Annotated in this window: 6 protein-coding genes, 1 tRNA gene and 1 pseudogene; 5 read left to right on the top strand and 3 right to left on the bottom strand. The window is 65.5% G+C overall.

Translation table 11 applies throughout. The annotated features are described in order from the left end of the window. The first annotated feature begins 183 nt into the window (after window positions 1–183). The 3 genes and pseudogenes from A5624_RS19330 to A5624_RS29565 all read left to right on the top strand — a co-directional run. Entirely contained in the window at window positions 184–10,896 is a 10,713-nt protein-coding gene (locus A5624_RS19330) for a BTAD domain-containing putative transcriptional regulator (RefSeq protein WP_082990612.1), read from the top strand. After that, complete coding sequence (locus A5624_RS19325) at window positions 10,893–11,609, top strand: Type 1 glutamine amidotransferase-like domain-containing protein (protein WP_066869517.1); 717 nt, start codon at window positions 10,893–10,895, stop codon at window positions 11,607–11,609. The genes A5624_RS19330 and A5624_RS19325 overlap by 4 nt, the downstream gene beginning before the upstream one ends. Beyond that, window positions 11,521–13,092: pseudogene (locus A5624_RS29565) on the top strand (AAA family ATPase); the annotation flags it as partial. The gene A5624_RS19325 and the pseudogene A5624_RS29565, both read left to right, overlap by 89 nt. 182 nt (window positions 13,093–13,274) lie before the next feature. Here A5624_RS29565 and A5624_RS19315 read toward each other — a convergent pair. Then, complete coding sequence (locus A5624_RS19315) at window positions 13,275–14,195, bottom strand: YgcG family protein (RefSeq protein WP_066869513.1); 921 nt, start codon at window positions 14,193–14,195, stop codon at window positions 13,275–13,277. Window positions 14,196–14,412: 217 nt separating this feature from the next. On the opposite strand from A5624_RS19315, the gene A5624_RS19310 reads away from it, so the two are divergent. Further along, complete coding sequence (locus tag A5624_RS19310) at window positions 14,413–15,819, top strand: aldehyde dehydrogenase family protein (protein ID WP_066869510.1); 1,407 nt, start codon at window positions 14,413–14,415, stop codon at window positions 15,817–15,819. Window positions 15,820–15,928: 109 nt separating this feature from the next. On the opposite strand, the gene A5624_RS19305 is transcribed toward A5624_RS19310, so the two are convergent. Continuing rightward, window positions 15,929–17,032 carry a cytochrome P450 gene (locus tag A5624_RS19305; protein ID WP_066869507.1) on the bottom strand — a complete coding sequence of 368 codons (1,104 nt, stop codon included), beginning with the start codon at window positions 17,030–17,032 and terminating at the stop codon, window positions 15,929–15,931. A gap of 320 nt (window positions 17,033–17,352) precedes the next feature. Here A5624_RS19305 and A5624_RS19300 point away from each other — a divergent pair. Further along, window positions 17,353–17,426, top strand: a tRNA-Cys gene (locus A5624_RS19300). A 2-nt stretch (window positions 17,427–17,428) separates the two neighbouring features. On the opposite strand, the gene A5624_RS19295 is transcribed toward A5624_RS19300, so the two are convergent. Beyond that, window positions 17,429–17,818: a YchJ family protein gene (locus tag A5624_RS19295; protein WP_066869503.1), complete on the bottom strand. Its 390-nt coding sequence runs from the start codon at window positions 17,816–17,818 to the stop codon at window positions 17,429–17,431. Between the last annotated feature and the right edge of the window lie 429 nt (window positions 17,819–18,247).

The following is an 18,247-nucleotide window of genomic DNA, read 5'->3' as shown; positions in this document are numbered from 1 at the left end:
ATCCCTGCCCTGAGTTTCCTCGTGCACGAGTGGGCGTGTACCCGCTCAGTAGCTGGCCAACATACTTCGCGCTCACGTCAGATTGCTTGCATTCAAGAACTGCAGGCAGCGTGCCTTTACCCGATCTTGACCAGGTATTGAATTGTCCCGCCGAAGATAGCTGACGTGAGTACGCTTTCATCGGTGGAACTGGGGGTGTTGGGACCTCTCCAGGTCCGGCAAGACGGGACGCCCGTCGCTATACCGGGCGCGAAACCGCGCGCCATCCTCACGATGCTGGGACTGCACGGCGGCTCCGTCGTGCCGGCCGACACCCTCGTCGAACTGCTCTGGGGCGAGGAGCCGCCGCGCACCGCGGCCAAGGCCCTGCAGACCCACATCTCCTCGTTACGCCGCGCCCTGGGTGACGGCTTTGTCCTGACCCAGGGGGCCGGTTGGGTTCTGGCCGACAGCGAGATCGACGCCTCGCGCTACAAGTCGGCGGCCCGGCTGGGGCGCGACGCCGCCGCCGCTGGCGACACCAGCCAAGCGGTGGCACGGTTCGAGGAGGCCCTTGCCCTTTGGCGCGGGATCCCCGAACTTCCCGATGGCCGGCCCGGAACTTCGGAAAAGACGCGGTGGATCGAGAGCCATGCCGCGCTGGTCGAAGATCGCGCGGACGCACTGCTGGCCACGGGCCGCGCCGCCGAAGTCATCGGCGATCTCGAGGCGGCGGTGGCTGAGGCCCCGCTGCGGGAAAGGCGATGGGGTCAGCTGATGCTCGCCCTTTACCGGGCCGGCCGGCAGGGCGAGGCCCTCGGCGCTTATCAGCGAGCGCGATCGCTGCTCGCCGACGAACTCGGGGTGGATCCCGGCCCGAATCTCCGCCGACTCGAGGCCGCGATCGTCGCGCAGGACGCGTCGCTGGATGTGGCTGTGGCACAACATGCTCCGTCGGTGACGCGCGCGGTCACCTTCCTGCTCACCGACATCGAGGGGTCGACGGCTGCCTGGGAGGCCGACGCCGACGCCATGGCGGTGGCGCTCGCGCGCCACGACGAGCTCGTGGAACAAGTCGTCACGTCGCGGGGAGGACGGCTGATCAAAACGCGCGGCGAGGGGGACGCGACGTTCTCGGTGTTCGACCGGCCCTCCGCGGCCGCCTCCGCCGCCGTGGAACTGCAGGACGCGATCGCGCATGAGCCGTGGGTCTCGCGCGATCCCATCCGTGTGCGGATGGCGTTGCACACCGGCGAGGTCGAGCTTCGCGACGGCGACTACTTCGGCCGGGCCGTCAACCGGGTCGCGCGGCTGCGGTCATTGGCCGAGGGTGGCCAGATCCTGTGCTCCGGCGCGACGGCCGAGCTCGTCATCGACACGTTGGCCGACGACGTGTTGCTCACCGATCTGGGGATGCGTCAGCTGAAAAACCTCGCGCGCCCGGAGCATGTCTTCGAACTGCGTCTGGAAACCGGTGTGGAACAACCGGAATCGCATAGGGCCGAAGCGGCGCCCCTCGAGCGTCCCGGCCTTCCGGCGGTACTCGTCGGTCCGGGGCCATTCGTCGGCCGGGGCCGCGAACTCGAGGGGCTGCTGTCCGCATGGCAGACCGCGCTGGCCGGCGGCGTCCGCACGGTGCTGATCGCCGGCGAGCCCGGTGTCGGCAAGACGCGTCTGGCCGGCGAATGGTCGCAGCGGGCGTACGAGCTCGGAGCGATCGTGCTGTACGGCCGGTGCGACGAGGACCTCGGCGCGCCCTATCAGCCGTTCGCGGAAGCGTTGCGTTCGCTGGTGCCCTGCATGGGACCCGACCGGCTGAGGGGGCTGCGCGGCGTCGAGGCGTTGCTGTCACTCGTGCCCGGGCTGGCCGATGTCGTGCCCGATCTCGTCCGCCCCGCCCACTCGGATCCCGACACGGAGCGCTACGCGCTTTTCGATGCCGTCGTCGCTCTGCTGGAAACCGCGTCGACGAGCGCGCCGGTCCTTCTGGTTCTCGACGACCTGCACTGGGCGGCCAAACCGACACTGCTGCTCCTGCGGCATCTGCTGCGCTTCGGCGACCACGCCCGCGTCCAAATCGTCGGTACCTACCGCAGCACCGACCTCGACCGGGCCCACCCTCTGGCGGCGACGCTCGCCGACCTACACCGAGATGGCACTGCCAATCGGCTCAACCTCGGCGGCCTCGACGAGGACGACGTGACCACCTACGTCGCCGAGGCGGGCTACGACGATGAGGAACTCGCCCACGCGCTGGCCTCGGTTACCGGCGGCAACCCCTTCTTCCTCATCGAGGCCCTGCGTCACGTCGATGAGAGTGGCGGCGTGTGGGACCAGAGCACCCTGCCCCAGGGTGTACGGGAAGCAGTGAGCCGCAGGCTTTCTCGGCTGCCGGTCGAGACCAACAAAGCCCTTGCCGCCGCCGCGGTGATCGGCAGCCGCTTTGCTGTGGAGCTGGTCGAACAGGTGGTCGGCACCGACCTCGTCGACGCGTTCGACGAGGCGCGTCAAGCGGGCATCGTCATCGAAGAGCCCGGCGGGTTCTACCGGTTCAACCACGCCATCGTCCGGCAGTCTCTGCTTGCCGAGCTGGCGTCGGTGCGGCGCATGCGATTGCACCAGCGCATCGCCACCACCTTGGAGACGTCGCCGGGCGCCGAGGACGAGCTGCTGGCCGAACTGGCTCATCACTATTTCGAGTGTGCGTGGGCGGGGAACGCGGCCAAGGCGGTGTTCTACTGTCGGCGTGCCGCAGATCAGGCGATGGCACGACTCGCCTACGAGGGCGCCGCTGACCTTTACCACCGCGCCCTGCACGCGCTGGAGGAGATCGACGACGAGCTCCCCGACCGCGACGACCAGACCGTTGAGCTATTGGTCGCGCGTTGCGAGGCTCTGCTGGCCGCCGGTGACGTGGCCTCCGCGGCCGGTGCGGTCTCTCAATTGCAAGCCGCGACAGTGGATTCGGCCCGGCTAGCGGCGTGGGCGACATGTTTCGATGGTCAGCTGACCATGTTAATTCACCCCGAACGGCTCGACGAGGTCGAAACCGCGTTGGGCGCGGCCGCCGCCAAACTCGCCGAACTGGACGACCCCGCTGGAGAAGCCAAGGCGCACACCGTGCGCGCCGGGTGCCTCGCCCGTCTTGGCCGCATCGGTGACTGCGAAGTTGCCCTCGATGACGCCCTGACCGCGGCGCGGCGGGCCCGCGAACATCGCCGGGTGAACGCGGTCTTGGCGGGCGCACCCCTGGCGGCGCTGTGGGGCCCTAATCCGGTTCCGCGCGCGGGCGGCCGGTGCCTGGATGTGGTTCGGCTGCTTCGGATCACGACCGACTCCCCCGCCGTCGAGGCGACCTCCACGCGATGCCAGGCCGTGCTCGAGGCGTTCCGCGGCCGTACGGCCGCGGCCCGGCGGATGATCGATTCGGCCCGGCGCACGGTCACCGAGCTCGGCCTGCGCCACGCGCTGCTGGAAGTCGAGCAGTTTGCCGGCATCGTCGAACTCATCGGCAATGACCCAGCCGCGGCGGAGACTCATCTACGCAAGGCCTACAACGGTTTTCGTCGTATGGGGCTGGACGCCGACACCGCCGAGACCGCGGCACTGCTGGGCCGCGCATGCCTTGCCCTCGACCGCGAGTCTGAGGCCGCCGAATTGTGCACGGAAAGTGAGCGTTTGGCCGGGCACGCGCTGAAGGCGTCGATCGCGTGGCGCACGCTGCGGGCACACTTGCTGGCCCGCGGCGACGACTACGATGCGGCCCGCCAGGTCGCCGAGGCCGCGGTGACTTTGGCCGAGCGCACCGACGCCCTGGTCGATCACGGTGACGCGTGCCTGACGCTGGCAACGGTTCTGGGGCGTGGTGGCGACATGGCGGCGGCACGAACCGCCGCAGGGCAAGCGGTCGATTTATACGAACGCAAAGGCGCTGCGGCGCTTGCGGACATGGCGCGGGCCGTTCTCGGCGAAAATGCCGTTCCGCCCGCACCGGCTCCGCCCGAAGCGCCAGTTGTCGAACTCGACAATGCGTGCGTCCGAGTCGGCGAACGCGTGGTGGCCGCCATAAATCGTGAGGCTTGGGACGAATTCGAGCAGCTGTTCGCGCCAGACGGATTGATCGAGAGCCGCCGCAAGATAGTCGGCTTTGGACAATTAGACGTCCCACCGGGCGAATTTCCACGTGTGAACAGGCGGGTTTTAGAGACAGTCCCTATGCGGCTCAGCCAAAGGATTGTCGCCGTCCGAGGTGAGCGTCTAGCGCTCGCTCGACTGGTGATAGGCGCGGACGACGCGACCCCTGGGGCGCCGCAGGACGAATTCGTCCTGCTTTATGGCATCGACGAAGATGGCCAGATCTGCCTGCAGGTCTGGTTCGACGTCGAAGACATGGACGCCGCGATGGCGGAACTTACTAATGCATACGCCCGACCTGAGGAGATACCTTCTCGAGCGCCGCTGGCGAATGCCGCCACGCGGGCATACGAACGCCTGCATGCGTATTTCGCGGCCCGCGACTGGGATGCGATAACCGAGCTCCTCACTGAGGACTACTACGGCGACGATCGTCGTTCGGTGGTAGGCGCGGGGATTCGACGCGGCCCGGGTGCTGCGATCGAAGACTATCGGTCGGCCGCCGACATTGAGGTGACGGACGCAACGTCCGACACCGTCGCAACGCGTGGAGGACGCCTCGCCCTCGTTCGTGCCCGCTACTCGCGAAGCGGCCTGGAACCGGGCGCGTTCCGCGTCGATTTCCTACAAATAGTCGAAATCGACACCACAGAGCAGATTGCGGCAATGGCCGCATTCGACCTCAACGACTTCGACGCCGCTATCGCTGAGCTCGACCGCCGGTACCTCGCGGGCGAAGCCGCGCCGCACGCGCGGACTTGGTCGATCATCACGCGGGCGTACGCCGCGGTTAACCGACGCGAACCACCGCCCACGACGCCTGACTGGGTCAACCTCGACCACCGGAGAGCGAGAGCATTTGCGCCGGGCGACCTTGCGGCGTACCTCAAAGTCACGTGGGACCTACTGACGCCGGGCGTCAACATCTACATCGAGGCTGTGCATCGACTGACCGCCTTGGGAGCGGTCGTCACGCGCGTGTACCAAGGGATCTCGCGCGAGGGCTTCGACGCCGAATGGCGGGAGGTCGGCGTTTCGACGGTGAAAGGCGACCTGATAGACCGCTCGGAGCTCTTCGACGAGACAGACCTCGGTGCCGCGATCGCAAGGTTTGAGGAGCTCGACCGGCGCGCGCGACGGCTGGAGAACGCTGCGACCCGCGTGGTCGAGCATTTCCTTAACCACTTGGCGGCTGGCGACTGGCCCGCTATTGCAGAGTTTTACGCCGAAGACGTTTCAACCTATGACCGACGTCGCGTTGTGGCCGCCGAGGTCATCCAAGGCCGTGACGCCAACGTCGCCAACTGGCGAGTGCTCGTCGACATCGCTCCGGACAACCTAACGTCGACCACGGTTGCGACCCGCGGCGAGCGCCTCACCCTCACTCGCGTGCACTCTGCGGCGTTCCAAACTGATGTGCTCAACCTCCTCGAAATCGACGCCGACGAGCGGATCAAGGCGGTCATGGTGTTCGACCTGGAAAACTTCGACGCCGCCATGGCTGAACTCGAAGCTCGCTACCTGGCCGGCGAAGCGGCGTCGTGTGCACGTACGTGGTCGGCCGTAGCGCGTAGTTACGCCGCGCTCAACCGGCATGAGCCGCCACTTACTTCGCCCGATTGTGTCAATGTCGACCATCGACGCGAGACGGCGTTCGGGCCCGGCGATGTATCCGCATACATCAACGCCGGGTGGGACTCTCGGCAGGACACCAATATCTATGTCGAGCAAGTGCATCGGCTGAGCGATGCCGGGACGGTCATCACCTATGCGGCACAGGAGTTTTCGCCAGAGGGCTTGAGGGCGGAGTGGCGCGGGCTCGCGGTTTTTGCGGTCGCGGATGACGAGATTCACCGGACTGAGGTCTTCGACGAGGCGGACATCGATGCCGCGATCACCAGGTTTGAGGAGCTCGGCCGGCTGACGCCGGAGCTGGAGAATGCGGCCTCGCGCGTATTCAAACATGTCTGGTCGCACTTCGCGGCTGGCGACTGGGATGCCATGGCTCAAACGGTGGCTGACGACTATGTCGGCATAGACCATCGGCGGGTCGTCAGTGCTGATACCCAGCACGGTCGGGACGATGTGATCCGAGACTTGCAGGCGGCCGCCGGAGTCGGGTTCACGATCTCGATGGTGAGCGCCATCGCGATCCGTGGAGAACGTCTCGTCCTCGCGCGGAGTCGCGCCACCGGCTCCGATCCCGGCGGGGTCCAAAATGATGCCCTTAATGTCTTCGAGGTTGACGCCGATGACCGAATCGCCAGGGTCGTCTCATACGACATGGAAGACTTCGACGCCGCCGTCGCCGAACTCGACGCCCGATACATGGCTGGCGAGGCGATGGCCCACGCGCGCGCGTGGTCTGTAATCAAGGGGGCCTACACCGCGCTGAATCGGCGTGAGCATCCAGCGACGACAGCAGATTGGGTGAACATCGATCATCGGCGAGGGATATCGTTCGCCCCTGGCCATGTCTCTGCATCACTAAACAATTGGCTCGCCACGCCGTACCTGAGCAACTCCATAGAGGCGGTGCATCGACTGGACGACCTAGGGGCTGTGGTTACCAATGTGACGCACGAAACCTCGCGAGAAGGTTTTGAAGCCGAGTGGCGAGGGATCAGCGTCCTTACTATCGAAGGTGATTTGGTCAACCGCTTGGAAATCTTCGATGAGGCAGACCTGGGCGCCGCGATCGCGAGGTTCGATCAGCTGCATCCACGCCCGCGGCAACTGCAAAACAAAGCGAGCCAAATCGACGACCGATTCCTGGCGTACTTCGCGGCCCGCGACTGGGATTCGATGGCGGAGATGACGGCCGACGGGTTTACTAGTGACGATCGTCGTCGCGTGGTGGGCGCGGGAGTCCAACTGGGTCGAGAGGTCGATATCGACAATATGCGGGCGTGGGCTGACGTCGGCATCCAGAAGATAGTTTCAGACGTCATCGCCACGCGGGGCGAGCGCCTCTTCCTCGGTCGTACTCGGTTCTTTGGCCCCGAGCAAGGACCCGCCGCATTTCACAGCGAGGTGCTCGGTCTCATCGAGATCGATGCCGAAAACCGGGTCTTGGCACGCGTCGTGTTCGATGGCGACGACTTCGACGCCGCTGTCGCCGAACTCGATTCGCGTTACCTGGCCGGCGAGGCCTCCTCCAACTCCCGCACCTGGTCGCTCATGACAGAGGCTTTCGCGGCACTCAGCCGCCGGGAGATACCGGCGACGACACCTGATTGGGTAAACATCGACCACCGGCGACTCGCACCGATCGGTGCGGGCGACCTGGAGGCGTTTCTCCATGCGACGTGGGAACTTTCGCCGCGGGCCCGCATCTACATCGCGGCTGTGCACCGGCTGAGCGGTCGTGGCGCCGTGGTCACCCACGTGGCAATCGGGACCTCCCCGGCGGGTTTCGACGCCGAGTGGCAGGTAGTCGACGTTGTGTTGTTCGACGGCGACCGAATCAGCCGCACCGAGCTTTTCGACGAGGCAGACCTCGAGGAGGCCCTTGCCCGCTTCGACGCGATTCAGGCGGCGGCCCGGCGACCGGAGAATGCGGCAAGCCGGCTGTACGAGCGATTCAAGGCGTGCTATGCGGAACGCGACTTGCAAACAATTGCCAAGATGTTCGCCGACAACGTTTGCACCGAAGACCGACGCCGAGTGGTCAATTCCGGCGTCCGCCCGGGCAAAAGTGCTGTGATGGACGAGGTTTCGGCGCTGGCCGAGCTCGACATTGACCTGATGACGGAGGTAATCGCGACTCGAGGAGCGCGCCTTGTCCTCAGTCGTGTGCAGATCTCGGGCCCGGACCCCGGGCACGAGGGGTTCTCCGTGGTGGGTCTCGACATCATCGAGCTCGACGCCGAAGGTCAGGCCGTGGCGCGCCTCGTGTTCGATCTTGACGATATTGAGGCTGCGTTCAAAGAGCTCGATGCCCGTTACGTCGCAGGCGAAGCGGCCGCTCACGCAGACACGTGGGCAGCGGTCGCCGGCGTGCACGCGATGTTCAACCGGCATGAGTATCCCCCAGAGGATTGGGTGACGGTCGACCACCGCCGGGGCACGCCGTTCACCGCCAGCGATATGACTTCGGCCGTCCACACGCTCTTTGATCTCACGCCTGACTTCAAGGTCCATATCGAAGCCGTGCACGAAATCAACAGTCGTGGAGCGGTGATCACCAACTATGCACACGGGTCCTCGCCGGACGGCGTGGGAGTCGAATGGCGCATGGTGATGCTTCACCTCGTCGATGATGGTCGACTCACCCGTTGCGAAGTCTTCGACGAGACAGACACGGAAGCCGCCATCGCGCGGTTGAAGGAACTCAGCCGGCCGGCACCGCGATTGGAGAACAGGGCGACCTTGACGGTCGGGCAATTCCTGGCGTACTTCGCCGCTCGCGACTGGGAGGCGATGGCGGGCCTGGTCGATGAAGCGTTCTTGTCGGACGACCGTCGTCGAGGCATAAACGCCGGAATCCGCCGCGGTCGAGACGTTGAGATGGCGAATTGGCGCGCCACCGCCGAAGTTTGGAAGTCCGATGTCCGGGCGACCACCGTTGCGACTCGTGGAGAGTGCCTCGCAATCCTGCGTTTCACCTTTGCAAGCCAAGATTCGCTACCCACGGCATCGCAGGCTGCCGCGCTTTCCGTCGTACAGGTCAACGACGACAGCCGATGTGCGGCTACTGTCGTATTTGACCCCGAAGACGTTGACGGAGCCTTCGAAGAGCTTGAAACCCGTTACCTGGCAGGAGAAGCGTCCGCGCACGCGCACACATGGTCAGCCGTCGCACGAGCTTATGACAGGGCCAACCGGCACGAAATCCCCGGCATGACTGCGAATTCAGTGTTCGTCGACCATCGAGCGGTCTTAACGACCGAGCCTGAGAAGCTAGATGCGTATCTTCCGGCCGTTTGGGACCTCATGCCGGACATCAGTGTCTACATCGAGGCTGTGCACCAGCTCAGCGACACAGGAGCGGTCATTACCCATGTTGCCCGCGGAGCCTCGCAAGACGGATTTGAGGCCGAGTGGCGGACGATCAACGTCGGGACAGTCGAAGGCGACCTGATGAACCGCGTCGAGGTATACGACGAGGCAGACATCGACGCCGCGATCGCAAGGTTCGATCAGCTCAGTCGGCCGGCTCTGAAAAACCCGGCAAGCCAAGCGTACGAGCGCATTTGTGAGCATCTGGATGCCCGTGACTGGGACGCCCTCGCCGAGCTAACCGCCGAAAACATCTCCGTCGACGACCGTCGGCGAGTAGTGAATGCCGGGGTTATCAGCGGCCGGAAAGCCAATATCGAAAGCACGAGGGCGCTCGCTGAGGTCGGGTTCACCTTGACGATGCCGAGCGTCATAGCGACTCGTGGCGCACGCCTCGCGCTGCTCCGTGTTCGCGTTTCGGGCCGCGACCCGGAAGCGATTGCAAACGACGCACTGAACATTGTCGAGCTCGATTTCGACAGGCGCGTTGCGGCGGACGTCATTTTCGATCTCGAAGATATCGACGCCGCCTTCGCGGAGCTCGAAAGCCGTTACCTTGCCGGGGAAGCAGCCAATCACGCCGATCCGTGGTCGGTGGTGATCGGCGCCAACGCCCGATTCAATCGCCACGAGCTTCCCGCGACGACGCCGGACCCGGTTTACATCGATCATCGACCGCTCGTATCGATCGACGATGTTGAGCTGGCCACATCAGTTGGTGCCATGTGGGACCTCACCTCGGAAGCCAACGCCTACATCGAAGCCGTGCATCAGCTCAGCGGCGTCGGAGCGGTCACCACCCAAGTGCTGAGATTGCGCTCGCAAGAGGGTTTCGACGCGGAATTGCGGTTGACCTACGTGATTGCGGTCGAGGGCGACCTGCTTAGCCGCATCGAAGTCTTCGACGAGGCAGACCTCGATAAAGCGCTCGCGAAGTTCGATGAGCTGCACCGTCCCACGCAGCGACTGGAGAATGCGGCAAGCCGGGCGGAATACCTTCTCTTTGCGCACTCGGCGGCCCGCGATTGGGCCGCTGCAGCCGAGATTTTGGCCGACAACAGCTTCGTCGAGGATCACCGGAGAGTGGTGAATGTCGGGTTCTGGGACGGTCGCGATGCCATGCTGAAAAACATGCAAGCTTTAGAAGAGGGCCTCGCGCGGGTAGCTCTGACGGTCATTGCGACACGCGGCGAGCGCCTCGCCCTCATTCGTGTGCGTTCCTTTGACCACGGCTTACAACCGGGGGAATTTGTGGTCGAGATTTTGGGAGTCACCGAGGTCGACTCCGCCGGGCGGATTGCGGCACACGTATTCTTCGATGTCGACGACATCGACCGCGCTTTCGAAGAACTCGAAACGCGTTATCTAGCAATCGAAACAGCCGCCCATGGGCGTACGTGGTCGACACTGTTGCGAGATTTCGCCGCGTTCAACGAACACAAGCTTCCATTGACGACGCCAGACTGGGTGAACCTAGACCACCGGCGGGGTCGAGCGTTTTCGCCGGGTGACCTCGTTCCATACATCCATGCCACGTGGCAGGTGGCGCCGCAGGCGAAGATCTACGTCTATGCGGTGCATCGGCTGAGCGATCTCGGAGCTGTCGTCACCCAGTCGACGCATGGGACGTCACCGGACGGCTTCGATGCCGAGTGGCTCGAGATAAGTCTTTTTACTCTCGACGGCGACCGGATCAACCGCTGCGAGGTATTCGACGAGGCGGACCTCGACGCCGCGCTGGCGCGCTTCGACGAGCTCACCGGCAAAGACCAGCCGAAGTGACGGCGCCGCAACGTCAACCGCTCTACTTGCTGGCGGACAGCCAGCTGCTGTTCTGGAAGCGTCACGACCGGCTCCTTCTCGAAGAAGCGCTCGATGGATTGGCACGCGACGAGCCGCCGAGCGCCGCCTACGTCGGCGCCTCCAACGGCGATCGTCTGGAGTTCTACGAAATCTTCGAAGCCGCAATGGATGCCATGGGCCTCACCGACCGCCGGATGGTCCGTTCGTCCTTCGGACCTCACGACCGCGCCTTCCTGGAGCGAGCACAGTTGATCGTCCTCGCCGGCGGCGATGTGCGTCGTGGCTGGACTACGTTCGAGAAAACGCGCATGAAGGACGTGATTCTGGACCGGTACGCCAAAGGAGCTGTCCTCGTTGGTGTCTCGGCCGGTGCCGTCCAGCTCGGACGCCACGAACTAGCCGACGCACCAGAAACTTCCGCGACCGAGCTGCTCACCCTGTTCAATCTGGTGCCGATGATCATCGACGCGCACGACGAGCGGGCCAAATGGACGCGACTCTCGCGAACAATTCAGCTGCTCGACGGATCGGTGACCGGCCTCGGAATCCCCACCGGCGGCGGCGCTGTCGTGCACCAGGGCGGCACCATCGAGCCCCTGCGGCATGCCGCCCACACAGTCACCTTCGACGGCGTGGACGTCACGCACTCGCTGGTGCCCGCCGACGTCCGGCCAGGATACGAAAGCCCTTGACGGGCGGGCAGAGCGCCTGCAATCGTTCGGCGAGACCATGACGCACGCCTTCGACCCGACCGGACCCGACGGCCACCCGCGGATCGTCGCCGATCTGCTGCGACCCGATGCCTACGACCCGCCGGCCGACGATGTGCGTCTCCACGAAACGCACAGCTCGTGGGTCCTGCTCGCCGGCAGTTACGCCTACAAGCTCAAGAAGCCGGTGAACCTCGGCTTCCTGGACTTCACCACCGTCGAGCGCCGCCGCGCCGACTGCGCAGAGGAGCTGCGCCTCAATCGGCGGTTCAGCCCGCAGATGTATCTGGGAGTCGTCGAGGTCGCCGAGCGAAAAGGCCACTACCGCATCGGCGGTGAACCGGGGTCGGGCGAGCCGGCCGTGTGGATGCGGCGCCTACCGGAGGAGGGCATGCTGCCCGCCAAGCTCGCGCGCGGTGACGTTGACATCCGTCTCGCGCGTCGAATTGGTCGCACCCTGGCCAAGCTTCACGACAGGGCCGAGACCGGCCCGGACATCGATGAGTACGGCAGCGCGCCCAGCGTGATAGCGAATTGGCGGGAAAACTTCGACCAGATGGCACCTTTCATCGGCCGAACCATCTCGCGCGACGTCAACGAGGACATCCGCACGTACGTGGACCAGTTCGTGCGCAGCAACGCGCCGTTGCTTCGACAACGGGTCACGGAAGGTCACGTCCGGGATGGGCATGGTGACCTGCACGCCGCCAGCATCTGCATCGACAACGGCCAGATCCTGCTGTTCGACAGCTTGCAGTTCGCGCCGCGCTATCGGTGCGCCGACCTGGCCTCGGAGGTGGCGTTTCTGGCCATGGATTTCGAGTATCACGGACGCGCGGACCTGGCCTGGGCCTTCGTCGACTCCTATGTCCGGGCCAGCGGCGACGATGGCTTGCCCAGCCTGCTCGACTTCTACACGTGCTATCGCGCCTACGTTCGCGGCAAGGTCCGCAGCCTACGGCTGGCCCAAACCGAACAGACTCCCGATGGTGAAGGGCATCAACTCATCGCGGAGTCGCGGGCCTACTTCGACCTGGCCTGGGCGCATGCGGGTGGCCTGCCACGACCACCGATGGTGGTCACCATGGGCCTTCCGGCAAGCGGCAAAACGACATTGGCGCGCTCTCTCGCCGGCCGATTCGGGCTGGTGCACCTCTCGTCGGACGTGGCGCGCAAGAGGATGGCGGGAATCGAACCCACCCGGCGTGGCACCGATGCGTTCGGCTCCGGTCTCTACGACCCCGCAACGACGCGGACTACATACGCTGCGCTGCGCCGCGACGCGGGCCGCTGGTTACGCCGCGGCCGCGGCGTGGTCGTCGACGCCACGTTCGGCAACCCCGCCGAGCGGGCCCAGATGCAAAAGGTTGCGCATCGACTCGGCGCCGATCTTCACGTGGTCCTGTGCGACGCGGACGACGCCACGCTGATGGCGCGTCTCGAGCGACGCGCCACCGAGCGAGGCGTCGTCTCGGATGCGCGCATCGAGTTGTGGCCTGAGCTGCGAGCCGCTTTCACGCCTCCCGACGAGCAACAGTCCGTGCTTGCTCCGCGTCGACGCGACGCGAAATATCGAGGACACCGTCGAACAGGCGGTGGCGCTGCTGCGTGCAAGCTATCGATAGCTACGCGGCTCTCTTTCGGCGATCACCGGGCCGACGCGTTGCCGCGTCGTCGCGGCGTGCGGTGCGCGGCGAGCACATCGGCATTGGCCAGCGTTTGCGCCTGTGCGGCCAGCGTCGATGCCCGGTTGGCGTACGCAATCGCTTCGTCCTGGTTGCCCGCTTCCTTGTCGCGCGCCGCTGCCAGGTGCCGTTTCGCGTCGTCGAGCCTGGCCTGGGCCTCGGATCCGATGGTGGCGCGATGCCTGGCGGCATAGTCAGAGATCTGGCGCACCCTGGCGTCGGCGGTCGACAACGCCTGCTGCAACGGAGGATCGCCGCCGTCCACGGCCACCTGTCCACCGGTAGTGCTCGCGCGCCGGCGGCGGCGTGCGCGAAACAGCAGAAGCAACAGCAGCAGGAAGACCACGACGGCGATGACGCCGATCGCGATCGGCAGCCAGCTCGACTTTGACGAGCCAGCCGCCTTGGGCGAGCTGGCCGATTTGTCCAGCCCGTCGGCCGCCGCGACCGCCACACCACCCCAGTTCTTGGCGCCGAGCACGGGTTCAATCTGGTTGCTGCGCAAGCTGTTCAACTCTGCCGGTGTCAGGCCCGGCACCTGTGGGGGCACGCTGAACGCGTACAGCTTGGTGTTGGTGGCGACGGCCAGCAACGCGTCGTGGTCGCCGATCCCGCTGGCGCTGCGTGTCTTATCGGCCCAGTTGTCGGGTTTGAACCTGTTGAAGTTGTCGACGTAGACGACCCACAGTTGAATGTGCCGATCGCGGTAGAGCCGGTCGAGCGCTTCGCTGACCGCTGCCCGGTCGGAAGCCGTCAGCACGCCGGTGCTGTCGGTGATGTGGTCGGTGAGCTTGAACGGGGGCTGCGCCCCGGCCGGGGTTGCCCAGAGCAGCCCCGCTACGAGGATCGTCAGGACCGCGCCGAACAGACGAACAACCCGCATAGGGGTCAATCTAGCCGTCCAGGCGGGGGTTCGGGCAGGGGTCAAAGTCGCGCCCCGCGGGCCTCGGTTCCTGTTCGTCATGGCGGTGACCAGCGGAATCCACCTAGGTTGCAGGCTCGCCGCGGTCTTCGATGCGTACTGGACACCCCTTGGTTAAGCGCGTAACCTCTGTCGGGCGACGACAGCATTCCCCGCGAGTGAAGGGCTATGAGGAACATTGAGTAACACCATTGCGGTCTTCAACCCGTCCACCGAGGAGCAGATCGCGGAGGTCCCCGATTCCGACCAGGCGGCCGTCGACGCGGCCGTGGCCCGGGCACGCGAGACCTTCGAGTCGGGGGTGTGGCGCAAGGCGCCCGCATCGCACCGCGCCAACGTGCTCTTCCGCGCGGCGCGCATCATCGAGGAACGCAAAGACGAGCTGGCCGCGCTCGAGTCGCAGGACAACGGGATGAACCTGACGGCCGCGGGCCACATCATCCCGGTCTCGGTAGACATGCTGAAGTACTACGCCGGCTGGGTCGGCAAGATCCACGGCGAGTCGGCCAATCTCGTCTCTGACGGCCTGCTCGGCACCTGGGAGACCTACCACACCTTCACCCAGCTCGAGCCCGTCGGCGTCGTCGGCCTCATCATCCCTTGGAACGGACCGTTTTTCGTCGCGATGCTCAAGGTCGCGCCGGCGCTGGCGGCGGGATGCAGCGCGGTCCTCAAGCCCGCCGAGGAGACGCCGCTGACCGCGCTGAAACTGGAGGAGATCTTCCGCGAGGCGGGTCTGCCCGACGGCGTTCTCAACGTCATCACCGGTTACGGCGAGACCACCGGCGCCGCGCTCACCGCGCACCCGGACGTCGACAAGATCTCGTTCACCGGGTCGACGGAGGTCGGTCGGCTGATCGTGAAGGCGGCGGCGGGGAACCTCAAGCGGCTCACCCTCGAGCTCGGCGGCAAGTCGCCGCTGATCATGTTCGACGACGCCAACCTCGACAAGGCCATCATGGGCGCTGGCATGGGCCTGCTCGCCGGCTCCGGGCAGAACTGCTCGTGCACCTCGCGCATTTACGTCCAGCGCGGCATCTACGACAAGGTGGTCGAGGGCCTCGCGGGATTCGCCCAGATGCTGCCGATGGGCGGCAGCGATGATCCGGACTCCGTGTTGGGCCCGTTGATCAGCGACAAACAACGCAAGCGGGTCGAAGGCATCGTCAACGACGGCGTGGCCGGTGGCGCGCAGGTGATTACCGGCGGCAAGCCGATGGACCGCAAGGGCTACTTCTACGAGGCGACGATCATCACCAACACCACACCCGACATGCGCCTGATCAAGGAAGAGATCTTTGGGCCGGTGGGCTGTGTGATCCCGTTCGACGACGAGGACGAGGTGATCGCCGCCGCGAACGACACGCACTACGGGTTGGCCGGTTCGATTTGGACCGAGAACCTCTCCCGCGCCCACCGCGTCGTGAATGAGCTTCGCGCGGGCCAGATCTGGGTGAACTCCTCCCTCGCGGCGGACCCGTCGATGCCGATCAGCGGCCACAAGCAGTCGGGCTGGGGCGGCGAGCGTGGCCGCAAGGGTATCGAGGCCTACTTCAACACCAAGGCCGTCTACATCGGCCTCTGACCGGCCTTCATCGAGTCGCGAGCGTAAGCACACGACGGAAACTGGCTTGGTTTTTCGCAGTGGACTTACGCTCGCGGCGTCTTGCGCGCCAAGCCCGATCCCTCCGTACTCACCGGTCTGGTCGCCACCTGAGCGGCACGTGCACCGGAAACCAATCGTCGAAAATCACTGCTGGCCGAGCGCTGTAGGCTTTGGGATGCCACGCTCTGGGGACATCGCCACCGTTCCAGTCGAACCAGAAAAACGGGACCTCGGCAAGCCACACCTCAAAGAACGCGCTCAGCAGATCCCGGGCCAGATGCGACGCAGGACAACGGTGCGGGCCTCCCCCAAAACTCCAATGACGTTGCGGACCATTCAGTTTGATGCTGTGACCCGACATGTCGTCGGTCTCGTCACGGTGAACCAGCCCGACACACAACTCGACGGGGGACGCGGCTGGGATCGTCGTGTCGCCGATTGTAATGCTGCGACTGGTGATTCGTGAGACGGTCTTCGCCCCACCATCCAACCGCAGCAGCTCCTCGATGAACCTGCCTTGCCGATCTGGGTTTTCGCGTAGCTCCCGCTGAAGTATCGGCTGCCGCGCCAGCACCGCCAATCCGGCCTTGATGGCTAGTGACGCAAAAATCACCCCGCGGCCCACCGATCCCATCACTCCCAGTACTTCTAGGTCGGTGAGCGGTTCGGTGGCGAGAAGGCTGATCACATCGGGGCCGCCCTGTGGCGCTCGGCGGATCGCCCCCACCAGTTCCACGTTGACCGCGTCGGGAGCGAGGTCTGTAGGCAGCCCGCAGATCGTGACGAATGCTGCGCGCCAGACAACGTCAGCGACACCCGCACCATCGCAGCTGTCCCGTCTCGCCGCTACGGCGCCGACGATTCTTTCGATGATCCCCCGCACGGGCCTCAGCATGTCCCGCGAATTCCCCGGCGTGAACAACAGCTCGACCATTATTTTCCGGTAAGGCCCGAAGGGCGGGTTGCCGGGCATCAGTTCGCCCTGGCGGCTGGCGAAAGTCTCGCCATCGCGTATGGCGGCGAGGACGTCGTCGCGCCGCCATAGCACGTATGTGCCGTCTGGCTCCCTCAGCACTCTTTGACCGGCCCGCTGTGCGGCGGCCAGCCAGTCCCGAAAACCCGCGGCTGCATCCTCGTCGGACCGCATGACTTCCAGCGCGGCCAGATCGGCGTCGCCACCAGAGTCGATCATTGCGCACCAACGACTTTCACGCCACCACCTAAAACTCCGACACCGCAAGTTTATCCGCAGGAGGCCCGTCGTAGCTCAACGACCGCCGAACACTTGGAGCAAAACGCCTGACGAACCGCTGCGGCGGGTGCGAGCGCGGACGGGCCGCGCAGGCAGGGCGGGCGCTAGCGCGAGCGTAAGCGCACCGTGGAAATTGGCTTGGTTTTTCGCAGTGGACTTACGCTCGCGGGCGTCCTTGGGCCGCCGCCGGCTCAACGAAATGATCGCGCCGAGGCAAACTCTGGGCAACAGCCGCGTGCGCTGGCATCGTTGCGACCTGTGCGGGTGTGGCTGAGTGGTTAGGCAGCGGCCTGCAAAGCCGTACACACGGGTTCAAATCCCGTCACTCGCTCCAAATCAGAGAGACCGTTTCGCGACGGCGTCGAGATAGAACCATCGGCCGGCGCGGCGCTCGAAGCGGCTGCGCTCGTGCAAAATACCGCCGCGGCCGGCGGATTCGTAGCGGGCGGTGAATTCCACCTCCCCGGCATTGTCGTCGGCCCCGCCCGCGACGGTGTCGCTTACCTCTAGGCCGGTCCAGGTGATGCTGGGGTCAACGGTCACCTCGGGTGGCCGGGTACGCGGATGCCAGGTGCGAAAGAGGTAGTCGGCGTGGCCGCGCGCGAATGCCGAATACCTCGAGCGCATCAACGCCTCGGCCGTTCGGGCCTGCAGCTCACCGTCATGCAAGGGCCCGCAACACGCGGGATAGGTCTCGCCGCTGCCGCAGGGACACGGTTCGTTCATGCCACGACACTGACACACCCTTACGGCGACTCCCCCGGCGGCGCGGCGCCGGCCGCATCCTGCAGCACCTGCTGCAACTTGTCGAGGGGATCGCCGTTAGCCGGGTCGAGCCGTCGTGGCGGGATCTCCCGGCCGTCGGGTGCGACGGCGACGAGCGGCGGCGGGGGACCGCGTACGCGCCGACGAACGCTACGCGAGTGCGCTGGCCGCCGTCGACGCCGCGCCGGGCGGCTGCTTTTCCGGCAACGCCGACCCGGACCCGCAACGGCGCGCCATCCGTGACGACGCGGCAAACAGGTTGGCGGTTAAGAGAAGTGCGCTCAACGCGCCGCCGGAAGCGCCGCCACCCCCGCCACGCCAACCGAGATCAGTTTGACGGCGATCAAGAGCGCCAGGACGGTCAGCGGGGCCGAGTAGATGACAAGGCGT

The sequence above is a fragment of the Mycobacterium sp. 1482292.6 genome (assembly GCF_001672995.1).
Lineage (GTDB): Bacteria > Actinomycetota > Actinomycetes > Mycobacteriales > Mycobacteriaceae > Mycobacterium > Mycobacterium europaeum_A.
The sequence above is the reverse complement of the archived record's forward strand: the minus strand, read 5'-3'. Positions and strand labels throughout refer to the sequence as shown.